This is a genomic window from Xanthobacter autotrophicus (genome assembly GCF_005871085.1).
Taxonomy (GTDB): Bacteria; Pseudomonadota; Alphaproteobacteria; order Rhizobiales; family Xanthobacteraceae; genus Xanthobacter; species Xanthobacter autotrophicus.
Genome location: NZ_VAUP01000013.1, coordinates 1 through 21,894 on the forward strand (window position 1 = coordinate 1; position 21,894 = coordinate 21,894).

At 66.3% G+C, this 21,894-nt stretch carries 19 protein-coding genes and 1 pseudogene; 6 read left to right on the top strand and 14 right to left on the bottom strand.

Features of this window, described 5'->3' with window-relative positions; translation table 11 throughout:
* A pseudogene (locus tag FBQ73_RS04430) lies at positions 1-106 on the top strand (succinate--CoA ligase subunit alpha); the annotation flags it as partial.
* Between the two features lie 252 nt (positions 107-358).
* Positions 359-1,132 (top strand): fumarylacetoacetate hydrolase family protein, encoded by a 774-nt coding sequence (locus FBQ73_RS04435; RefSeq protein ID WP_138398311.1) that lies wholly within the window; start codon positions 359-361, stop codon positions 1,130-1,132.
* Positions 1,133-1,172: 40 nt separating this feature from the next.
* Here the strand turns inward: FBQ73_RS04435 and FBQ73_RS04440 are convergent, their stop codons facing one another.
* From FBQ73_RS04440 to FBQ73_RS04450, 3 genes are all read right to left on the bottom strand, one after another.
* Positions 1,173-1,424 carry a GlsB/YeaQ/YmgE family stress response membrane protein gene (locus FBQ73_RS04440; protein ID WP_138398312.1) on the bottom strand — a complete coding sequence of 84 codons (252 nt, stop codon included), beginning with the start codon at positions 1,422-1,424 and terminating at the stop codon, positions 1,173-1,175.
* Between the two features lie 180 nt (positions 1,425-1,604).
* A complete protein-coding gene (gene ppdK, locus FBQ73_RS04445; RefSeq protein ID WP_138398313.1) occupies positions 1,605-4,265 on the bottom strand; it encodes a pyruvate, phosphate dikinase in 2,661 nt (886 codons plus the stop codon).
* Positions 4,266-4,377: 112 nt separating this feature from the next.
* Positions 4,378-4,518 carry a DUF3096 domain-containing protein gene (locus FBQ73_RS04450; RefSeq protein WP_138398314.1) on the bottom strand — a complete coding sequence of 47 codons (141 nt, stop codon included), beginning with the start codon at positions 4,516-4,518 and terminating at the stop codon, positions 4,378-4,380.
* Between the two features lie 389 nt (positions 4,519-4,907).
* On the opposite strand from FBQ73_RS04450, the gene FBQ73_RS04455 reads away from it, so the two are divergent.
* Positions 4,908-5,735, top strand: a complete 828-nt coding sequence (locus tag FBQ73_RS04455) for an MBL fold metallo-hydrolase (RefSeq protein WP_246089563.1) — start codon at positions 4,908-4,910, stop codon at positions 5,733-5,735.
* Positions 5,736-5,756: 21 nt separating this feature from the next.
* Here FBQ73_RS04455 and FBQ73_RS04460 read toward each other — a convergent pair whose 3' ends face one another.
* The 8 genes from FBQ73_RS04460 to FBQ73_RS04495 all read right to left on the bottom strand — a co-directional run bounded on the left by FBQ73_RS04460 (position 5,757) and on the right by FBQ73_RS04495 (position 14,907).
* Complete coding sequence (locus FBQ73_RS04460; RefSeq protein WP_210236663.1) at positions 5,757-6,257, bottom strand: TIGR00645 family protein; 501 nt, start codon at positions 6,255-6,257, stop codon at positions 5,757-5,759.
* A gap of 155 nt (positions 6,258-6,412) precedes the next feature.
* On the bottom strand, positions 6,413-7,300 hold the full coding sequence (locus FBQ73_RS04465; protein WP_138398316.1) for a carbohydrate ABC transporter permease: 888 nt from the start codon (positions 7,298-7,300) through the stop codon (positions 6,413-6,415).
* Between the two features lie 109 nt (positions 7,301-7,409).
* Positions 7,410-8,261 (bottom strand): carbohydrate ABC transporter permease, encoded by an 852-nt coding sequence (locus FBQ73_RS04470; RefSeq protein ID WP_246089565.1) that lies wholly within the window; start codon positions 8,259-8,261, stop codon positions 7,410-7,412.
* 287 nt (positions 8,262-8,548) lie between these two features.
* Positions 8,549-9,862: an ABC transporter substrate-binding protein gene (locus FBQ73_RS04475; RefSeq protein WP_138398318.1), complete on the bottom strand. Its 1,314-nt coding sequence runs from the start codon at positions 9,860-9,862 to the stop codon at positions 8,549-8,551.
* 110 nt (positions 9,863-9,972) lie between these two features.
* On the bottom strand, positions 9,973-11,049 hold the full coding sequence (locus FBQ73_RS04480) for an ABC transporter ATP-binding protein (RefSeq protein WP_138398319.1): 1,077 nt from the start codon (positions 11,047-11,049) through the stop codon (positions 9,973-9,975).
* A 497-nt stretch (positions 11,050-11,546) separates the two neighbouring features.
* A complete protein-coding gene (locus FBQ73_RS04485; protein WP_210236664.1) occupies positions 11,547-12,377 on the bottom strand; it encodes an FkbM family methyltransferase in 831 nt (276 codons plus the stop codon).
* A 59-nt stretch (positions 12,378-12,436) separates the two neighbouring features.
* Positions 12,437-13,747, bottom strand: a complete 1,311-nt coding sequence (locus FBQ73_RS04490; RefSeq protein WP_138398320.1) for a L,D-transpeptidase family protein — start codon at positions 13,745-13,747, stop codon at positions 12,437-12,439.
* 206 nt (positions 13,748-13,953) lie between these two features.
* Positions 13,954-14,907: an acetyl-CoA carboxylase carboxyltransferase subunit alpha gene (locus FBQ73_RS04495; protein ID WP_138398321.1), complete on the bottom strand. Its 954-nt coding sequence runs from the start codon at positions 14,905-14,907 to the stop codon at positions 13,954-13,956.
* 293 nt (positions 14,908-15,200) lie between these two features.
* On the opposite strand from FBQ73_RS04495, the gene FBQ73_RS04500 reads away from it, so the two are divergent.
* From FBQ73_RS04500 to FBQ73_RS04510, 3 genes are all read left to right on the top strand, one after another.
* On the top strand, positions 15,201-15,428 hold the full coding sequence (locus FBQ73_RS04500) for a hypothetical protein (RefSeq protein WP_138398322.1): 228 nt from the start codon (positions 15,201-15,203) through the stop codon (positions 15,426-15,428).
* A gap of 113 nt (positions 15,429-15,541) precedes the next feature.
* Positions 15,542-15,832 carry a YggT family protein gene (locus FBQ73_RS04505; RefSeq protein ID WP_138398323.1) on the top strand — a complete coding sequence of 97 codons (291 nt, stop codon included), beginning with the start codon at positions 15,542-15,544 and terminating at the stop codon, positions 15,830-15,832.
* Between the two features lie 16 nt (positions 15,833-15,848).
* The gene (locus FBQ73_RS04510; protein ID WP_138398324.1) at positions 15,849-16,181 is read left to right on the top strand and encodes a DUF167 family protein; all 333 of its coding nucleotides are present in this window, start codon (positions 15,849-15,851) and stop codon (positions 16,179-16,181) included.
* A gap of 497 nt (positions 16,182-16,678) precedes the next feature.
* Here FBQ73_RS04510 and FBQ73_RS04515 read toward each other — a convergent pair whose 3' ends face one another.
* From FBQ73_RS04515 to secA, 3 genes are all read right to left on the bottom strand, one after another.
* Positions 16,679-17,647: a TorF family putative porin gene (locus FBQ73_RS04515; RefSeq protein ID WP_342780525.1), complete on the bottom strand. Its 969-nt coding sequence runs from the start codon at positions 17,645-17,647 to the stop codon at positions 16,679-16,681.
* Positions 17,648-17,988: 341 nt separating this feature from the next.
* On the bottom strand, positions 17,989-18,807 hold the full coding sequence (locus FBQ73_RS04520; RefSeq protein ID WP_138398326.1) for a protease inhibitor Inh/omp19 family protein: 819 nt from the start codon (positions 18,805-18,807) through the stop codon (positions 17,989-17,991).
* Positions 18,808-19,055: 248 nt separating this feature from the next.
* The gene (gene secA, locus FBQ73_RS04525; RefSeq protein ID WP_138398327.1) at positions 19,056-21,851 is read right to left on the bottom strand and encodes a preprotein translocase subunit SecA; all 2,796 of its coding nucleotides are present in this window, start codon (positions 21,849-21,851) and stop codon (positions 19,056-19,058) included.
* Between the last annotated feature and the right edge of the window lie 43 nt (positions 21,852-21,894).

Genomic DNA, 21,894 nt, shown 5'->3' on the forward strand with positions numbered 1-21,894 from the left:
GGGCGGCGCCGAGGACAAGATCGCGGCCATGGAGGCGGCGGGCATCCGCGTGTCGCCGTCCCCGGCCCGCCTCGGCAAGACCCTCGTCGAGGTGCTCAAGGGCTGAGGCTCTCGGGCTGAGCGATCGAATACGCCTGTTCTCTCGTGTCCCCGATCGCGTCCACCGCCATGCTCGGGCTCGTCCCGGGCATCCACGCCGGGCAGCTTGTGACGTTCGGCGAGGTCATCCCGGTCGATCCGCGTGGATGGCCGGCACAAGGCCGGCCACGACGAGCCTTCCAGATTCGAGCGTGCCAGATTCGACCGCCCCCGGTTGCGCTGTGCTTCGCGCGCCCAATAGATTTAAGAGGAAACACCCATGACCACCTGGCTGCGCTTCACCGCCAACGGCACCGCCGGCTTCGGTACCCTCGAGGGCGAGACCATCCTCGTCCACGAGGGCTGCCTGTTCTCCGGCGCCCGTCCCACGGGCGCGCGCATTCCGCTCGCCGAGGTGACGCTGGAAGCGCCCTGCGCGCCGACCAAGATCATCGCACTTTGGAATAATTTCCATCAGTTGGCCGCCAAGCTGAACGTGGCCGAACCGGCCGAGCCGCTCTATTTGCTGAAGGCCGTAACCTCGGTGGCCGCCCCCGGCGCCACGGTGCGCCGTCCGGCGGCCTATTCCGGTAAGACGGTCTATGAAGGCGAACTGGGCATCGTCATCGGCAAGACCTGCGCCAGCGTGTCCGAAGAAGAGGCCGCCGCCCACATCTTCGGCTACACGGTGGTGAACGACATCACCGCCGCCGACATCCTCAACCGAGACCCCACCTTCCCCCAGTGGGCGCGCGCCAAGGGCATCGACGGCTACGGCCCATTCGGCCCGTGGATCGTCACCGATTTCGATCCGGCGGCGGCCCATGTGCGGACCATCCTGAACGGGGCGGAGCGGCAGAATTATCCGCTGGCCGACATGATCTTCCCGCCGGCGCGCCTCGTTTCGCTGCTGTCGCAGGACATGACGCTGAACCCCGGCGACCTCATCGCCTGCGGCACCTCCATCGGGGTGGGCGTCATGAAGGAGCCGTCCAACGACATCGCCATCGAGATCGCCGGCATCGGCACGCTGCGCAACACCTTCGTGCAGTGAGCAGCGCGGGCGCGCGTCGCCCGCCCGCGCTGCTGTCCGGCTATGTCCGGACCGCCCGCGCGCCACCGATGAGGATGCATGCGCCGACCACGCCGGCGACGAGATAGCCCAGCCAGCCGCCGAAGCTCACGCCCAGAAGCCCGAACAGGAAGCTGGCGATGGCGGCGCCGATGATGCCGAGAATGATGTTCGTGAAGAGCCCGGTGTCGCTCTTCATGAAGCTGGACGCGATCCAGCCGGCGAAGCCGCCGATGATGATGGCGGCGATCCAGCCGATCTGTGCTTGTTCCATGATGTGCCTCGAGCGTTGTTTCCACCGTGACGGTGACGCTCGTCAGAACGGGAAAAGGCGCAACTGGTTCCGCCCGCGAGCAGTGGCGCGGTGAAAACGAAGAGGCCGCCCGGACATGGTGTCCGGGCGGCCTCGTTCATTCGGGTGGGAAGGAGCGGGCGTACCCGCCCGGACCCGGTCCTACTTCTTCAGCGCCGCCTGCGCCGCCGCGAGGCGGGCGATCGGCACGCGGAAGGGCGAGCAGGATACGTAGTTCAGCCCCACCTCGTGGCAGAAGGCCACGGAGGCCGGATCACCGCCGTGCTCGCCGCAGATGCCGAGCTTGATGTCGGGACGCGACTTGCGGCCGCGCTCCACGCCGATCTTCACCAGCTCGCCCACGCCGTCCACGTCGATGGAGACGAACGGGTCCACCTCGATAATGCCCTTTTGCACGTAGGGGCCGAGGAAGGTGCCCGCGTCGTCGCGCGAGACGCCGAAGGTGGTCTGGGTGAGGTCGTTGGTGCCGAAGGAGAAGAATTCGGCGCCCTTGGCGATCTCCTCCGCGCGCAGGGCGGCGCGGGGCAGCTCGATCATGGTGCCCACCTGGAAGGTGAGCTTCTCGCCGCTTTCCTTCTCCACCGCCTCGGCGGTCTTGCGGATCACGGCGTTCACGATGTCGAACTCCGCCTTGGTGGCGATGAGCGGCACCATGATCTCGGGCACCACCGCCTCGCCGGTCTTCTTTGCGGCGATGATGGCCGCCTCGAAGATGGCGCGGGCCTGCATTTCCGCGATCTCGGGGAAGGCGATGGCGATGCGGCAGCCGCGGAACCCGAGCATCGGGTTGACCTCGTGCAGTTCCTTGTTGCGCCGCTCGATGCGCTCCACGTCCACGCCGAGGCTCTTGGCCACCTCCTCGGTTTCCTCCGCGGTGTGCGGCAGGAACTCGTGGAGCGGCGGGTCGAGCAGGCGGATGGTGACCGGCAGGCCCTTCATGATCTCGAACAGCTCGACGAAGTCGTCGCGCTGCATGGGCAGCAGCTTGGCGAGCGCCGCGCGGCGGCCGGCCTCGTCGTCCGCGAGGATCATCTCGCGCACCGCCAGGATGCGGCCGGCATCGAAGAACATGTGCTCGGTGCGGGACAGGCCGATGCCCTCGGCGCCGAACGAGCGAGCCATGCGGGCATCCGCCGGGGTCTCGGCATTGGCGCGCACCTTCAGCTTGCGCACCTTGTCGGCCCAGCCCATCAGCGTGGCGAACTCGCCCGACAGCTCCGGCTGGAGCATGGCGACCTCGCCGGACAGCACCTGCCCGGTGCCGCCGTCGATGGTGATGTGGTCGCCCTTCTTGAAGACCTGGCCGTTCACGGTCAGGGTCTGGGCGGCGGCGTCGATGCGCAGGGAGCCGGCGCCGGAGACGCAGGGCTTGCCCATGCCGCGGGCCACCACGGCAGCGTGGGAGGTCATGCCGCCACGGGCGGTGAGGATGCCCTGGGCCGCATGCATGCCGTGGATGTCCTCAGGCGAGGTTTCCACGCGCACCAGGATGACCTTGAGGCCCTTTTCCTTGGCCGCTTCCGCCTCGTCGGCGGTGAACACGATGGCGCCCGCCGCCGCGCCGGGGGAGGCCGGCAGGCCGGTGGCGATCACCTTGCGCTCGGCCTTGGGGTCGATGGCCGGGTGCAGCAGCTGGTCGAGGGCGGCGGGATCGACACGGCCGATTGCCTCCTCCTCGGTGATGAGGCCCTCGGCGGCCAGCTCCACCGCGATGCGCAGGGCCGCCTTGGCGGTGCGCTTGCCGGAGCGGGTCTGGAGCATCCAGAGCTTGCCCTTCTCCACCGTGAACTCGAGGTCCTGCATGTCACGGTAGTGGTTTTCGAGCACGTGGGAGATGCGCTCGAACTCCTTGAAGGCCTCGGGAAGGGCCAGCTCCATGGAGGGCTTGTCCGAGCCGGCAGCCTTGCGGGCCTTCTCGGTCAGGTCCTGCGGAGTGCGGATACCCGCCACCACGTCCTCGCCCTGGGCGTTCACCAGGAACTCGCCGTAAAGCGCGTTCTCGCCGGTGGACGGGTTGCGGGTGAAGGCGACGCCGGTGGCCGAGGTCTCGCCCATGTTGCCGAACACCATGGACTGCACGTTCACCGCTGTGCCCCAGCTCTCCGGAATGGAGTGCAGGCGGCGGTAGGTGATGGCGCGGGCGTTCATCCACGAGCTGAACACGGCGCCGATGGCGCCCCACAGCTGCTCGTGGGGATCCTGCGGGAAGGGCCTGCCGAGCTCGGCGGCGACCTTCTCCTTGTACTTGACCACCAGGGACGCCCAGTCGTCGGCGGACAGGTCGGTGTCGAGGGTGTGACCCGCGTGGAGCTTGTAGTGCTCCAGGATCTCCTCGAAATGGTGGTGGCTCACGCCCAGCACCACGTCCGAGTACATGGTGATGAAGCGGCGGTAGCTGTCATAGGCAAAGCGCCGGTCGCCGGCGAGCCTAGCCACCGCTTCCACGGTCTCGTCGTTGAGGCCGAGGTTCAGCACCGTGTCCATCATGCCCGGCATGGAGGCGCGGGCGCCGGAGCGCACCGAGACCAGAAGCGGGTTTGCGGCATCGCCGAAGGATTTTCCGGTGAGCTGGCCGACCTGGGCCAGGGCGGCTTCCACGTCGCCCTTCAGCTCGGCCGGGTAGGTCTGGCCGTGTGCGTAATAATAGGTACACACCTCGGTAGGGATGGTGAACCCGGGAGGGACTGGCAAGCCGAGATTGGACATCTCGGCGAGGTTCGCGCCCTTGCCGCCGAGCAGGTTCTTCATGTCGGCTTTGCCCTCGGCCTTCCCGTCGCCGAAGGTGTAGACCCATTTTGTCATGTAGCTGATCCCTGTAGCTGGGATGTGCGGAATGGGCAGATGCTTAGCGTGCAGCGCACAAAGCAGCAACAGGGGCCATCGCCGCAGCCCCTGCCGGCCCGCGGGGGGCGTCTCAGTGGCCGACGAGCCCCGTGAGACCGATGATGATGAGGTAGATCGCCACCAGAACGTTGAGAAGCCGTGGAAAGGCAAGGATAAGAACGCCCGCCGCCAGGGCGACCCAAGGCTGAATGATGACGAGGTTGAAAGACATTGTGAAAGTTCCTAAAGCCGAATGATTTAGTTTTGTCCCGAGCAAATCGTAGAGAATGATCCATTTCCGCGGAAGCGGTGGGGGCAGGGGGAAACGGGGAATCGCCTTTTACCTTCATCACTGAAGGCATCGGCCTGTTCGGTTCGTGCTGGGTGGATCGGGACGTTCGCCTATAGTGCGGTGCGGTGGAAGCGTCGGCCCACGCGCGGCTTCCCGGTGGGCGCTCACGCCCCCGTTACGCCGGTCGCCATTGCGCGGGCGCTGCAACTGGCGAAAATCAACGCATTCTCGCTTGTTCCTCGCCGCTGGGCCTGTCCGCGCTCTCCGTCGGCGCGCTCCGACCCGAGAGAGGCTCCATGAACGCCTTGCCTTGTCCCCGGTTGTTTGGCGTGGCTCATGTTGCGATGCACAATTTGTGGCGTGCGGCGCTTGCCATCGTCGCCGCACTGCTCCTGATGCCGGGCCTTGCCGCCGCTCAGCCGGAGAAATGCCCCCGCATGGTGGCCGATCGTGCTCCCGTCCGCCTCGCGGCGCTCGACGGAGGCGGGCTGCGGTTCGCAGCGGCGGAGGGATTGGTCCGGCTGGCCTTCCTCGGCCACGCGAGCTTTCTCATCGAGAGCCCCGCGGGTGTGACCATCGTCACCGACTATAACGACTATATCCGGCCGCCCCTGGTGCCGCGCGTGGTCACCATGAACCACGCCCACGACACCCATTACACCGAGGTGCCCGAGGCCGGGATCGAGTATGTGCTGCGAGGCTGGAACCCGGTCGGCGGGCCGGAGCACCATGAGCTGACCCTCGACGACGTGTGGATCCGCAATGTGCCCACCAACATCCGGCGGGGCCCGGGCACCGAATATGACGGCAATTCCATGTTCGTGTTCGAGGTGGCGGGCCTGTGCATCGCCCACCTCGGCCACTTGCACCACCTTCTGACGCCCGCCCACCTGGAGGCCCTGGGGCGCATCGACGTGGTGCTGGCGCCGGTCGACGGCTCCTACACCCTCGACATCGAGGGCATGGTGGAGACGCTGAAGGCCATCAACGCGCCACTCGTCATCCCCATGCACTATTTCAGCGCGTGGGGGCTGGAGCGGTTCCTGTCGCGCCTCGGCCGGGAATGGCAGGTGGAGCGCTCCGCCGAGGCCAGCGTGATGCTGTCACGCGAGACCCTGCCGAAGGCGCCGACCCTGCTGGTGCTGCCGGGGCGATAGGCCCGGCTTTGGACCCCGATGTTAATGCTTGTTGTTGGAGAGCTTGTCGGACCAGGCGAGAATGAGGCTGGAGCCGACGAACACCACATGGATGATCACGAGCCACATCAGCGTGTTCTCGTTCAAGCCCTTGTCGATGTTCATGAAGGCCTTGAGCAGCTGGATCGCGGAAATGGCGACGATGGAGGCCAGCAGCTTCTGCTTCAGGCCGGTGAAGTCCACCCGCGTCATCCATTCCGGCCAATCGGGATGGCCTTCGGGATCGATCTTGGAGACGAAATTCTCGTAGCCGGAGAAGATGACGATCAGCACCAGGTTGCCGGTCAGCGTCAGGTCCACCAGGGCGAGGATACCGAGGATGGTGTCGCTCTCGGTGGCGCCGGTGGCATGCAGCACGAAGTGCAGCAGCTCGCTGCCGAACTTGAACAGCAGCACCAGCAGCGAGACGACGAGGCCGAGATAGAACGGCGCCATGATCCAGCGGCTGCGGAACAGCACCGACTCGATCGCACGTTCCAGCATCGTCCCATCCCCTCCATATCGGCCCTGCGGGCCACCCCTGCCGCGCTGCAGCGAAGGCGCAAAGGGGTGCCACGGTCGCGGCCGAAGGGCAAGCGGGCAAAGCTTCGCAGGGGAAGCTTTGCCGACCGGGGGAGGTCCCGCCTGCGCGGCGAGGCCTATTCCTTCACCGCTCCGGTCATGGATGACACGTAGTAGTCCACGAAGAAGGAGTAGAGGATCACCACCGGCAGCGAGCCCAGCAGCGCGCCGGCCATCAGCGAGCCCCATTCATAGACGTCCGAGCGCACCAGCTCGGTGAGCACACCCACCGGCACGGTCTTGTTCTCCGACGACTGGATGAAGGTGAGCGCGTAGATGAACTCGTTCCACGACAGGGTGAAGGAGAAGATGCCCGCCGAGATCAGGCCCGGCACCGACAGCGGCAGCAGCACCTTGATGAGGATCTGCCAGCGCGAGGCGCCGTCCACCAGCGCGCATTCCTCCAGCTCGAACGGGATGGAGCGGAAATAGCCCATCAGCAGCCAGGTGGAGAACGGCACCAGGAAGGTCGGATAGGTAAGGATGAGGGCGAGCTTGGTGTCGTAGATGCCAAGCCCGAAGATCATGATGGCGAGCGGGATGAACAGGATGGACGGCGGCACCAGATAGGCGAGGAAGATGCCGAGGCCCACCCAGCGTGAGCCGTTGAAGCGCAGCCGCTCGATGGCGTAGGCGGCAAACACCGAGGTAACCAGCGAGATGATGGTGGCGGCCACCGAGATGTAGATGGTGTTCCACAGCCAGTGCGGATAGGAGGTCTCGAACAGCAGGTACTTGATGTGCTCCAGCGTCGGCTCCACCACCCAGAGCGGCGAATAATTGTTGTAGTCGGTGAGCTGGTAGTTCGGCTTGATGGCGGTGATCGCCATCCAGTAGAACGGGAACAGCAGCACGAAGACGAACACCAGCAGCGGCAGGATGACCGTGATGAGCCGCCGGGGCAGGCTGTCGAGATAGCTCATGCCCGTGGAATTGTCGGTCATCTGTTCGGAAGATTGGGTCATGGGCGGGTCCTCGACGCGGGCGCGGCGCTTTCCCTCTCCGGCATGCGGGAGAGGGTCGGGGAAAGGAAAGAGCGGAATGGGCCGATGCCGGCCGGGCGTGGCGTCGCCATCAGTCGGCTCCGCCCTGCTGCCACTTGCGGCGCTGCAGGCCGAAATAGCTGAACAGGATGGCACCCAGCAGGAATGGGATCATGGCCACAGCGATGGCCGCGCCCTCGCCCAGCGAGCCGCCGGGAATGGCGCGCTGGAAGGAGAGCGTCGCCATCAGGTGGGTGGAGTTCAGCGGCCCGCCGCGGGTGAGCACATAGATGAGCTGGAAGTCGGTGAAGGTGAACAGCACCGAGAAGGTCATCACCACCGCGATGATGGGCGAGAGCATGGGCAAGGTGATGTAGCGGAAGCGCTGCCAATTGGTGGCGCCATCCAGCGTCGCCGCCTCATGCAGCGAGGGCGAGATGGTCTGCAGGCCTGCCAGAAGCGAGATGGCGACGAAGGGAATGCCGCGCCACACATTGGCGGCGATCACCGAGGCGCGGGCGTTGGCCACGTCGCCGAGGAAGTTGATGGGTGCGGAAATCAGCTCCATCTTGATGAGCGCCCACGAAATGATCGAATACTGGCTGTCGAAGATCCACCAGAAGGCGATGGCCGAAAGCACGGTGGGCACCACCCAAGGCAGCAGCACCACGGCACGGAAGAAGGCCTTGAACGGCATGTTCTCGTTCAACAGCAGCGCCAGCCACAGGCCGAGCCCGAACTTCAGGATCGAGGCCGCCACCGTGTAGAGAATGGTGTTGAACACCACCAGCCAGAACAGGCTGTCGCCCATGAGTGACTGGTAGTTCTCCAGGCCGATGAACTCGCCCGCGCGGCCGATCCTGGTGTCGGTGAAGCCGAGCCAGACGCCGAGCCCCAGCGGGTAGGTGAGGAAGAACAGCAGGAACACGGCGGCCGGCAGCATGAAGACGATGCCGATCACATGCCGGCCCTGGCCGATGCCGGCCCAGAAGGACCGTGAAGGGGACGGCTCGGTCGCTGTGACGTTGGCCATGAAAGGATCTCCGGAAAATCTGACGTGCTGTTCTCCCCATGGGGGAGGGGCTGCGGCCGGCCTCGGCCGGCGACACCGCTATCGAACACTGCCCTCCCCCGCGTGCGGGGGAGGGAAAAGCGGCGGATGAGACTGGGGCGCCCTGAGGGTACACGGGCACCCTGAGGTACAGGAGGCGCCGGAGCGGCGCCCTCACATCAACGGTAGATGCGTTCCGCGCGCGCCTGGGCGCGCTTGGCGGCTTCTTCCGGGGTGCGCTGACCAGTGGAGGCTTCCGCCACCATGTCCACCACGATCCAGTCGGCCATGGCCGCGGCCGACTTCGGCCCGAGCGGACCGGCATAACCGTTCGGCTGCAGGGTATCGGAGGCCCTGGAATAGGCGGCATGGATGGGCTTGGAGGTCCACACCGGGTTGTTGGCGAAGGCCTTCAGCGTCTGGCAGCAATAGGCGCTCGCGCCGGTCAGCCAGGCGTTGTACTGCGGCGCGTCAAACATGAAGGACAGGTAGGCCTGCGCTGCCTTCGGATACTTGGTGTACTTGAAGATGCAGGCTTGGGTGGTCTGGTGCAGTTCCACCGATTTGCCCACCGGACCGATGGGGAAGTTGGTGGACCGCATGTCCGCCGCCATGTCGGCGAGCTTGGGATCGTTGGCCGCCGCGTAATAAACCGACACGCCATTCGCCGTCACCGACAGGTCGCCGGCGATGAAGGCGCGGTTGTTGTTGACGTCGAGCCAGCTCTCGGTGCCGGGGATGAAGGTCTTGTACAACTCGGCGGCATAACGCAGGCCGGCGACGGTCTCCGGCGAGTTGAGAACCACCTTGCCAGTTTCGTCCACCATCTTGCCGCCGTGGCTCCACAGGATCCAGTGGCAGTAATTGTTGCCGTCGCCGACGCCGTGGCCGAGCGTGAAGCCCATGGGGTGGTTGATGGCCTTCAGCGCCTTGCCCAGCTCCAGCAGGCCCTTGGTGTCCTTCGGGAATTCGCTGAAGCCGGCCTGCTTCACCCAGCTGTCGCGATAGACCACCGCATTGCCGATGGTGGCCAGCGGCAGGGCGACGAAGCGCTTGTTGACCTGGGCATAGACCTCGTTGCCCGGATAATAGCCGCCGTACTTCGCGGCAAGGCCCTGGGCGAGATCGGTCACGTCGAGCAGCTTGTCGGGATATTGCTGGGCGTCGTCGAACCACACCCAGACCATGTCGGGGCCGGAGCCCACGTTCGCAGCCACGGCGGCCTTCGGACGGATGTCCTCCCAGCTCTCCTTGTCGATGCGCACCTCGATGCCGGTGGCCTCGGTGAACTTCTTGGTATTGGCGATCCAGGCATCCTCCTCGCCCTTCACGAAGGGTGCCCAGCGCAGCAGGCGCAGGGAGGCGCCGGGTTCCGGCTCGAACTTGGGCATGGACTGGCCGAGGGCCTGCGTGCCGCCCAGAAAGGGCAGGGCCATGCTGCCGGCAGCGAGACCGGCGCCGCCCATAAGCACGTCGCGTCTGGAAAGGGTCATCTGTCTTCCTCCCGTGAAGATCCGTTTGTTTGGCGTGCGGCTGTTCTGGTGCGGCCCTGGCGTTGTGGATTTGGCGTCGCCGGGTCGTCTGTCCTGCCGTCTGGAGTGTGTCAGAGGCGGTTGCCCGTCGCCTCGTCAAAAAGATGTGTGAGGCCCGGTTGCGGCGCGATGTGGATCACCTCGCCGGGGGCAAACGACAGGCGTTCGCGGAACAGGCAGGTGATCTCCTGTCCCTTCTGGCCGGCGGAGCCGAGGCGCGCGACGACGAGGATTTCCGAGCCGGTGGGCTCGGTCACCACCACCGTGGCCGGCACGCCCTGGGGATCGAGCCGGATATGCTCGGGCCGCAGGCCGTAGACCACCGCCCGACCGTCGGTGAGGCCCGGCGCGGCCGGCAGGGGCATCTCGACGCCGCTGTCCGTCACCAGCCGCGGGTCGGCGCCGAGGCGCACCTTGCCCTTCACGAAGTTCATGGACGGCGAGCCGATGAAGCCGGCCACGAACTGGTTGGCAGGCTTGTCGTAGAGGTCGAGCGGGGCGCCGATCTGCTCCACGATGCCGTCATGCATCACCACGATCTTGTCGGCCATGGTCATGGCCTCGATCTGGTCGTGGGTGACGTAGACGGTGGTGGTCTTCAGCCGCTGGTGCAGCTCCTTGATCTCGGTGCGCATCTGCACGCGCAGCTGGGCATCGAGGTTGGAGAGCGGCTCGTCGAACAGGAACACCTGCGGGTCGCGCACGATGGCGCGGCCCATGGCGACGCGCTGGCGCTGGCCGCCGGAGAGCTGCCGGGGGTAGCGGTCGAGCAGCTTGGTGAGATTGAGGATTTCGGCCGCGCGCTGGACCCGCGACTCGATCTCGGCCTGGGGCGCTTTGCGCAGCTTCAGGGAGAAGCCCATGTTGGCCCCCACCGTCATGTGCGGGTAGAGCGCGTAGTTCTGGAACACCATTGCGATGTCCCGTTCCTTCGGCGGCATTTCGTTGATCACGCGGTTGCCGATGAGGATCTGGCCGCCGGTAATGTTCTCGAGCCCCGCGATCATCCGCAGGAGGGTGGATTTTCCGCAGCCGGAAGGCCCCACGAGCACCACGAATTCGCCGTCGCGAATGCTGACATCCACCCCATGGATGACCGCCGTCGCGCCATAGGCCTTCTTCACACCGCGAATGTCCACGGTCGCCATGAAGCGTCCTCTCCCTCGTGTTCGCCAGCGCGCCGGACGGATATCTTCCGCCTTCAAGGTCGCGCGTGATCTTCGTTCTGTTTCTTGGGTCCCTAACGGAACCACACGTCCTCATCGTGACGCCGGCGCGATCATGGTGAAAGGCGAAGCCGGGATCAAGAGGAATTTAAAACGATTGAACTTTCATCGAAACACCCTGTGATGGTGCTAAACCGGGCGGGTTCCCCCGCAGGCGCCGGCTTCCCGCGGCGGAGCTGTGGGGCTGCTTCCCTGCTCTGGGCCTTTTGCCCGGCAGGATTTGCGAGCCTTGCCATAAGGGTTGCCACCCTCCAGGCGGCGACCGATCAGGCCGGCTCCCCTCCATCCGACGGGCCGGGATGGAGGCCATCGTGGCGCCGCCAGTTCCCGGCGCCTCAGTGGAGTCACAGGGGTTCTCCAGCCGGCAGGCGGCGTGGCAGACCGACCGTCAGCATGACGAGAGCAGCGGTGCGCTTGCCTCAGGCCGCCGGAATCATCGCAAGATAGCGCGTCATCGCATCGGCCGGGACCGCGCCGCGGGCGGCCAGTCGGTCCACGCAGTTCAGCGCCAGGTCGTATGAGCGGTAGACGTGATGGGCGATCAGCGCGAGCTGCTTCAGCTGCTCCGCGTTCATGGCGTCAGGCACCATGAAGTTGCGCACATAAACGGCGTCGGCCTCGACGATCTGATTGATGGCCGCGAAGCGGTCCGGCCGCCGTAGCGGCAGGATCATGCGCCGGCTCATCGCCGCCAGCATGTGCGGGACGAAGCCGCGCGCCCTCAGGGCAAGGTCGATCGCGCCGAAGGCGGGCTGGTTTTTGTAGAGCGGGATCAGTGAGACTTCAGCCTGCACGCACACCGCCTGGTCGAGCAGCCCCCCGGCGGTTTCGATGACGGCGAGTTCGCCGCCCTGGAGATCCATCTTCAGGAAATCGAGGTTGGCAATTTCCGCCACCGCGGCCAGGGGACGCGTCTCCAACGCCACCCGGCTGATCACCAGGCCCCATTCGGCCAAGCCAGGAAACGCGGCGAGGGCAACCGGGTCCGGTTCGAAGAGGCTGGTCATGCCCTGGGACTGGCAGACATGGAGGACCTGCCACCCGCCGGCACCGATGGCATAGGGCAGGTAGGTCTCCAGCGGACCCTTGGCTGCGTTGAGCCGGGCAAGGGCGTCCGGCTGCGGTTCGAAGCCGACCACGCAGCAGAGCCCGCCTTCCAGCATGACCTTGTAGGGAGGCTCGCCGTCGATGGGGTTCGCGCCCACATCCACCACGGCGGTCAGACGCTCGGGCGCGAGCAGGGCGCGCAACTGGCAGGGAGTGGTCAAGGCGGCCTCCGTCGCAAACCGACGCAGGCGCGCCGGCAGTCCTATTGGGAGAAACTGCTCGTAGGCATGCTGGATGCTGCGCCGGGAAGCGTGCCGGACGGCATCAGGCTGGCTGCGGAGGCGACCGTTGCCGGCTTGGCTGCCACCGCGGCGGACTTGTCCGAGCGGGCCGGAGCCGAGGACCCGGACGGTTGGGCGGCGGCGGGCCGGACCGGTGGAACGGGGGCACCCTTGGGCTGGGCCGTGGCGGCCGGCACCGAACCGGCGATGTTGGCGGGGCTAACCTGGGCCACCGCCGTCTCGTTGTCCAGCGCGACCTTCTCCGGGGTCATCTTGGGCGGGTTCACATATTCGGGCAGCGTGCCCGGCGCCGCGGCGAAGGACATCTGGCCGCTCTCGCGCTCCTTGAGCTTGGCGAGGAAGACCGGATGCATGCCGCCGTCCGCATTGGTGCGCACGGGCGCCAGCGGCGCGGAAGGCGTGAGCGCCGCAACTTGCGCGTCGTCGCTGCGCTGCTTCTCGGCCACGGCGGAGGCGACCTGGGGCGGCACCTGGTAGGGCGGGCAGGAGGCATTGGCATCGAAGCCGCGGCCGGGCAGGGCCTCGGCGTCGAACACATAGGCGCGCCCGCAGACGTTGACCTTCGGCTCCTGTTTGGTCACCTCGAAGTGGTCGTAGCCCTGCTTCAGGTTGCGCCAGAACGCCATGTTGGGGTTGTTACGGTGCCGGGCGAGGTTCTTCGGCGTCATGCGGAAGGGATAGGCCTGCACCTGGAACGCCCGCTGGCCGCCGGCGAAACTCTCACGGGCCAGGGAGAAGATCTCGGAGATCTGCTCGTCCGTCATGGCGTAGCAGCCGGCCGACGAGCAGTCGCCGTGCACCATGAGGAACTCGCCCGTCCGCCCGTAGGAGCGATCAAAGGCGTTGGGGAAGCCGAGGTTGAAGGACAAATAGTAATTGGAGTTCGGATTCATCTGCCCGGGCGTGATGGTGTAGAAGCCCTCCGGCGCCTGCCGGTCACCCACCCGCACCTTGGGGCCCAGTTCGCCGGACCAGCGGCAGATGGGGTAGGTCTTCAGCAAGGCATAGGAGCCGTCGGAGGTGGCCTTCCACACTTCCAGCTCGGCTTCCTGCTTGAAGATGCGCACCAACATCGGGCTCGCGGGCGACATGTCCTTCTGCGAGATCAGGGACACCATCTCCGGCGTCAGCGGCTTGTTGGCCCTGCGCGCCGCCTCGGAATCGGTCTGATTGCAGGCGGCGAGCGCGAGCGCTGCGGTGGCGGCAAGGGCCACCATGCGGACGCGGGACGATACCTTCGCCCACGGACGGTTCGACGCGAAACGGTTCACCGCGCAACTCCTGGGTCCGTATCGGCCACGGGGACCGACAGGGTTAGCCCCTTCACCTTGACGACGCGTTAGCATCATCGCCAAGGCATCATCGCCAGCCACGCGGAGCGTTGCCGCGACCGCCCAAGCCGACTTGGAGAAAATAAGGCAAATGCGGCCAAGATGAGATGTCAGGCCGGCAGCCGCCGCCTGTCGTGCGTTCATGGTTAAAGCGAACGGCCGATTGCGAGAAATTTGTCACGCCGTGCCTTGCGCACGGCAGGGCCATCAAGACCGGCCAATTGCGACAAGGCATCGGCGATGGCATCCCCGGCGGCGCCGATGGTGGCCTCCGGATCGCGATGGGCGCCGCCGGGCGGCTCCTTCACGATGGCATCGATGATGCCGAACTTCAGCAGGTCCTGCGCCGTGATCTTCATGTTGGTGGCGGCGTCCTGCGCCTTCGCGGTGTCACGCCACAGGATGGAGGCCGCGCCTTCCGGCGAGATCACGCTGTAGATGGCGTGCTCCATCATCAGCACCTTGTTGGCGGTGGCGATGGCGATGGCCCCACCCGAGCCACCCTCGCCGATTACCAGCGCCACATTGGGCGCGCCCAGTGCGAGGCAGGCATCGGTGGAACGGGCGATGGCCTCGGCCTGGCCGCGCTCCTCGGCACCGATGCCGGGATAGGCGCCGGCGGTATCCACCAGCGAGATCAGCGGAATGCCAAAGCGGTCGGCCAGTTCCATGATGCGCGCCGCCTTGCGATAGCCCTCGGGGCGCGCCATGCCGAAATTATGCCGGATGCGGGTTTCGGTGGTGGAGCCCTTCTCGTGGCCCAGCACGCACACCGCCTCGCCACGGAAGCGGGCGAAGCCGCCGATGATGGCCTCGTCCTCGCCGAACTTGCGGTCGCCGGCGAGCGGGGTGAAGTCCTCAAACAGGCCCTTGGCGAAATCGGCGAAATGCGGCCGCTGCGGATGCCGCGCGACCAAGGTCTTCTGCCAGGGGGTGAGGTTTGCGTAGAGGGCGAGGAGCGCCTCGCGGGCCTTGGTCTCGAGCCGCTGCACCTCGTCGGTGATGGTCACGCCATCGCCCGCAGAGGCAAGCGCGCGCAGCTCTTCCACCTTGGCCTCGAGTTCGGCGACCGGCTTCTCGAAGTCCAGATAGCTGCGCATGAGGGTCCGTAAAGGTTGGAGGAGGCCCGTTGCCGACGCCGCCCACGGGGCCGGAAGCTGCCTGCGACGGGTCGGCAAGTCAAGGTCGGCAGCTCAATTCCGCCATGCCGATTCCGACATGTCGTGGAGAGGTGAGGCACCGACATCGAGAACGGCAACCCACGCCGGCGTTGGCCGGCGAAGAGGCCACTCCAAAACGTGAAGGCCGCACCGCCCCTTTCGCGCTGCAAACTGCAACGGAAGGCACGGGGAGAGCGTTGTCCCCCAATCATGGTCACATCATGGAGGCAGCCATGGCCGCCCAGAAACGCCCAGCTCCACGACCGCGCGCGCCCAAGGTCGCAAAGCCCGGCCGCGCCCCGATTTCCAGCGTCCCCGCCGCGACCGAGCCGGCGCCGGACTATGATTTTCCCGCGGCCGGTCCCCACGCCCGGCCCCATCTGATGGATCCCGAGCGCACGCCCGGCGCCGGCGCCCTCTCGGAGCCGGGCTGCTCGCGGGACGCAGACGCGACGGGCTGACGCAGGCTGGGCGAGAAACCGGCCTCAGGCCGGCCGCGACGGCGTGCGGCCTTGTTCAGGAGCACCTCGGGGGGCTATTGCTGGCGCGCAACTCCCCGGGGACCTTTCCTGCGATGCGTGCGCTGCTCGACGTCATCCTTCTCGTTCTTCAGCTTTATGTCTGGCTGCTCATCGCCGCGGCGGTGCTGTCCTGGCTCGTGGCGTTCAACGTCGTGAACCCCCACAACTCGTTCGTCCGCAGCGTGGGCGACTTCCTCTACAGGATCACTGAGCCGGTGCTCGCGCCGATCCGCTCCGTGCTGCCCAACCTGGGCGGCCTCGATCTGTCGCCCATGGTGCTGATCCTGATCATCTTCTTCATCCAGCAGGTCATCGGCTACTACATCTACCCCAACGTCTTCTGACCGGCGGGCGGGCTTCTTGTCGTACCTGAAGACCCTGCCCGACGGGGTGGAGGTGACCGTGCGCGCCACTCCGCGGGGCGGGCGCGATGCGCTCGACGGCGTCGTGGCATTGTCGGACGGTCGCGAGGTTCTGAAGATCCGGGTCAAGGTCGCGCCGGAGGACGGCGCGGCGACGGCGGCTGTTGCCCGCGTGCTGGCGCAGGCGGCAGGCGTAGCCGCATCCCAGGTCAGGCTCACGTCGGGGGCCACAGCGCGGGTGAAGACCTTCCGCATCAGCGGAGACGCGGCGGCGCTGGTCGCCGCCCTGACCCAGGCCGTATCGGCGCCCGCCGGCAAGGCGCGAAAGTAGAGCCTTGGGGGGCGGCGTCCGGCGAGGGGCCGCTGATCAAGTTGGCTTGGTGCTTGAGCAGGTCGCTGTCGGCGCTGTCAAACCTCAGGCCAATTCGGCGATCAGGCGCGGCCGGATCATGCTCTCGATCGCGGCCTATCCGTTTCCTGATCAGGCCCTGAGGTGGCCCGTCGTGCCGGGTCGTCTGTGTGTCGGGGTGTCTTCCCGAAGCGTCTGGCAGGGGCGCGCCAAGGGACCTCGCCGAGCCGGGCGCGATCAGGTCCTGCTCCCCAAACCCTTCCCATCCGATCGACATCTGCGGCTGATCAGCCCCGCCACGGACGGTTGTGCACTGGCGATGCGCGGGCATGGCGTATGGCAGATCGGGCGCGAGGCTGTCCCATTCGGGATCATCCTGGCCCGTCCTCCCCGGCCACATGGGGGCCGCGCGGCGGACAAAGAAGAAGGCGCCGCGCGGGGAGCGCGGCGCCTTCTGGCGTCAGGAACGTCGGCTCAGATCACTTCAGGGCGTTCAGCGACGTCGCGAACGACAGGGTCGCGAGGAACTTGTTGCCGCAGGAGTTGGTGTTGCTGATCATGAAGCCGCAGTCGGCATCGCTCAGGTCGGTGCCGGAGTAGCGCAGGTCGAGGGTGGCGGCCTTGTAGGTGAAGGCGACGCCCACGTTCCACCAGTTGTAGCCAGGGATCGTCTGCAGGTAGGTCAGGTCGGTGAAGGCGTAGTTGACTTCATAATTGTACGCGCTGGTGGACAGCCACTGATGGCCGAACTCGCCCGAGGCATACCAGCCGAAAGCTTCGCCAGGACCGAAGGAAGGGAGCGGAACCTTCACGGTACCAGACAGGGCGGTGCCGTCCGTGCCGGTGGAGGCGAAATCGCTGGTCCAGTAGAGGTTCAGGCCGAGGGTCAGCCAAGGCGCAACCGTGTAGCTCGGCTTGGCGTAGATTTCCCAATAATTGTAGTCGCTCGAACCGGGTCCGGTGTTCAGCCCGGTGATCGGGTCACGGCTGGAGCTGCTGCCGGGATAGGTGTAGTAGACCGCGCCGACGTCGAGGGCGAAGTTGCCCCAAGTGTGACGCAGGCCACCCGAGAAGTCGACTTCAAGCGAGCTGTTGCCGTCGGTGTAGCCCAGGCCGTCAATGGTGGTGTTCACCCAATTCTGGTTGGACGCCCACACGTTGAAGTACACCCAGTCGAACAGCTGCAGCTCGACGAAGCCCTGGATGGCGGGGTTGTTGTTGGTCTGGCTGATACCGCGGAACAGGTAGTCCGACGTGCCGGTCACGCCGAAGGCCAGATCCCAAAGGGGAGCCTCGGGAGCCGGGACAGCCTTCACCGGCATCGGCGAGCTGAGGTCGGCCGCGGAAGCGGCTCCGGCCAGGAGCAGAGAGGCGGCGACGACTGCAAACTTCTTCATAACGGTACCCCGCAGCGATTTAGATTGATAAAAATCAGGTCCTTGCCTCATGTCCAATGGGAAAATTAAGGCAGCACCTGCTACCGATTTGTGCAAACCCGCATGAATGCTGGATTCTTGTGTTGCGAAGATGCAACGCACCTTGGCCAAACGGTGATTTGCCCCGTTCCTGTCACGAAAATCATCTGACGCAGGAGGAGTTCAGGCACCTCTCTGGAGGTGTAAAAATACCATCATGCAGTTCAGGTGACGCGTCCACGCCACACCGACTCGCCGCCGCAGTCCGACCGTGGCGGGCAACCTGGAAACAGGTATGGGAAGGGGAGGGCGGCCGCCTCGGCTGGCGCGGTCTACCGCCGTCCCGATCTTGAGCGCGCCGATCCAGCGCGGTCCTAGGGCCGGTTCATGAGCAGCGGGCGACCGCGCTCCGGGGTCCGCGCCCAGCCGCCGTCTTCCTGCCGCGCGAAGCGGATCACGGCGGCGTCGGTATCGCCACGCACCAGGATGTTGCCGCCCTCGATGTCCCAGGCCACGGGACCGAAGCGCAGCAGGGCCGGATCGCAGCCCGCTGCGATGGCCAGTGCCTTGCCCTTCCCGTTGGTCGCAGGCTGGTCGAGCAGGGTCCAGCGGCAAATCGGGGTTCCGGCCTGCCGGGCGAGATCCCATTCGCCCACCACCTCATCCACCTTGATCTCGGTGTCTTCGTCGGCAGCGGATGGATTGGTGAGGAAATAGACCCCGTCGCCTTCCCTGAGCGCCTCGAAGCTGCCGTTGGCGCCTTCCGTGAACTCGGCCACCGTGCGGCCCTGCGCGTTCAGCAGCCGCAGCGAGCCGGACGGGTCTGGCAGCCAGGCCACAACCTGCGCGGAAAAGGCGATGATGGCGCAGGCCGGCCGGTCGAAGTCCACCGCGAGGCCCGGCCCGGCGGGCTCCGCCTTCAGCGCGAAGGGACAGGACCGTGAGCCGTCGGCATTGCCCAGCCTGAAGGGCGCGGCGAGGCGCGCACCGGCATCCCGCACCGCCGGATCGAGCCGGGACGGCGCCGGTGGACGCGGCGCCGTGGCGGGGCCGGGGGGCACATCGCCGCGCTGGACCAGCTGAACGCCGGTCACGGTCGTGCCGACGCTTGCGGGCGCGGCACCCGGTTGCGTCACGCCCATCTGCGCGCCCAGCACCAGCGCCGCCGCCAGACCCATATGCCGTCGAGCCATCCTGCCCTCGAAGCCGAACACGGGCCGAAACGCTAGCACCTTCCGGGGAGCGGTTCATCCCCGGCGCAAGCGCGCATCCCTCCGGAGGCGGGAAAAGAGCGCACCGTCAAATTCGGGAATGAAGCGCGTCAGCCCCAGGGCGCGACCTCACGCGGCGCGCCGCCGATCCCGGGCCTTCCGGGCCGGATGGCCTTTGCCACGAGCGTGTGGATCGGCCGCCCGGTCGCCGTGCGGCCAGTGGTCCCGCCTCAGGCGAAGCGGCCGTGGCAGTGCTTGTATTTCTTGCCGGAGCCGCAGGGGCAGGCCTCGTTGCGGCCCACCTTGCCCCAGCTCTCGGGATCGTTGGGATCGCGCTCGGCGACAGCCAGGTCACCGGACAGGAGCGGTTCCGGCCGGCTGCCCAGCGCCGCGCCAGCGAACGCCATCTCGTCTTCCCCGGTGAAGGGGTCGGCGTGGTGGGCCTCCATCAGCGGCAGTTCTTCCGGCGGCGGCTGCTGGGTCACGATCTCCACCCGCATGAGCTGGGCGGTGACCACCTCCCGCAGCCGGTTCAGCAGCGCGGAGAACAGGTTGAAGGCTTCCGACTTGTATTCGTTGAGCGGATCGCGCTGGGCATAGCCGCGAAGGCCCACCACCTGCCGCAGGTGGTCCAGCATGCCGATATGCTCGCGCCAGAGATGGTCGAGGGTCTGGAGAAGAATGGACTTCTCCACATAGCGCATGATGTCCGGCCCATACTGGGCGGTCTTGGCGGCCATCAGCTCGTCAGCGCGGCGGATGATGCGCTCGGTGACCTCGGGACCGGCGATGCCCTCTTCCTTAGCCCAATCCTTCACCGGAAGGTCGAGAGCCAGCATCTCCTTCAGCGCGGCGTCGAGGCCGTCCACGTCCCACTGCTCGGGATAGGCGTTCTCGGGGATGAACTTGGCCACGGTCTCGGTGATGAGGGCATGGCGCATGTCCTCCACCGTCTCGGCCACGTCCTCGTCGTTCATCAGCTCGACGCGCTGCTCGAACACCACCTTGCGCTGGTCGTTCAGCACGTCGTCATACTTGAGCACGTTCTTGCGCATGTCGTAGTTGCGCGCCTCGACCTTCTGCTGCGCCTTCTCCAGGGCCTTGTTGATCCAGGGATGGATGATGGCCTCGCCCTCTTTGAGGCCGAGGCGCTGCAGCATGCCGTCGAGCCGGTCCGACCCGAAGATGCGCATCAGGTCGTCTTCCAGCGACAGGAAGAACTTGGAGTGGCCGGGGTCGCCCTGGCGGCCGGAGCGGCCGCGCAGCTGGTTGTCGATGCGCCGGCTCTCGTGGCGCTCGGTGCCGAGCACATAAAGGCCGCCAGCCTCCAGCGCCTTCTGCTTCAGCGCTTCCACCTCGCCGCGGATCTTGGCTTCCGCCGCAGCGCGTTCGGCGCCCTCAGGGAGGTCCTTCAGCTCGATCTCGATACGCATGTCGGCGGAGCCGCCGAGCTTGATGTCAGTGCCGCGGCCGGCCATGTTGGTGGCGATGGTGATCGCTCCCGGGACGCCCGCCTGGGAGACGATGTAAGCCTCCTGCTCATGGTAGCGCGCGTTCAGCACCGCGAACGCCTTGCCGGAGTTCTCGCTGGTGAGAAGCTCCCGGCCGCTGAAGGCGGTCGGATCGGAGAAGTCCTTCTGCTTGAAGCCGGCCTGCTTCAGCAGTTCGGCCAGAAGCTCGGACTTCTCAATGGAGGTGGTACCCACCAGAACCGGCTGGCTGCGCGCCGCGCATTCCTTGATCAGCTCGATGATGGCCGCGTACTTCTCGCCGGCGCTGCGGTAGACCTCGTCATCGTCGTCGATGCGGGAGATCTGCACGTTGGTGGGGATCTCCACCACCTCGAGCTTGTAGATGTCCGCGAATTCCGCCGCCTCGGTGTTGGCGGTGCCGGTCATGCCCGACAGCTTCTCGTAGAGCCGGAAATAATTCTGGAAGGTGATGGAGGCCAGCGTCTGGTTCTCAGGCTGGACCTGGACGCGCTCCTTGGCCTCCAGCGCCTGGTGCAGGCCTTCCGAATAGCGCCGGCCCGGCATCATGCGGCCGGTGAACTCGTCGATGATCACCACTTCATCGTTGCGGACGATGTAGTCCTTGTCGCGCTGGAACAGGGTGTGGGCGCGCAGGGCCTGGTTCACGTGGTGGACCACCGAGACGTTCTCGATGTCGTAGAGGGAGTCCGACTTCAGCACCCCGGCGGCGCTGAGCATCTGCTCCATCTTCTCCATGCCGGCTTCGGTCATGGAGACGGAGCGCTGCTTCTCGTCCACCTCGTAGTCTTCCTTGCTGAGGCGCGGAATGTAGGTGTCGATGGTGTTGTAGAAGTCCGAGCGGTCGTCGAGTGGCCCGGAGATGATGAGGGGCGTGCGCGCCTCATCGATGAGGATGGAGTCCACCTCGTCCACGATGGCGTAGAAATGCGGGCGCTGGACCATCTGGCCGCGCTCGTACTTCATGTTGTCGCGCAGATAGTCGAAGCCCAGCTCGTTGTTGGTGGCATAGGTCACGTCGCTGGCATAGGCCGCGCGGCGTTCGTCGTCGTCGAGGCCGTGGACCACGATGCCGGTGCTGAGGCCGAGGAAGCGGTACAACCGGCTCATCCATTCGGCGTCGCGCTTGGCGAGGTAGTCATTTACCGTTACCACGTGCACGCCCTTGCCGGCCAGAGCGTTGAGATAGACCGGCAGGGTGGCGACGAGGGTCTTGCCTTCGCCGGTCTTCATCTCGGCGATGCCGCCTTCATGCAGCACCATGCCGCCGATCAGCTGCACGTCGAACGGGCGCATGCCCAGGGCGCGCTTGGCGCCCTCGCGCACGGTGGCGAAGGCGGGCACCAGCAAGTCGTCGAGGGACCTGCCCTCGGCGACCTGGCGGCGGAAATCGTCGGTGCGGGCCCGGAGCGCCTCGTCGGAGAGGGCTTCCAGCTCCGGCTCCAGCGCATTGATGGCCTGAACGCGGGGACGGTATCCCTTCACCCGGCGATCGTTCGCGGAGCCGAAGAGCTTGCGGGCAAGTCCACCTAACATGAGTTGTGTCTCTGTTCCGATCCGTCAGGTCTCAGGGAGGGCG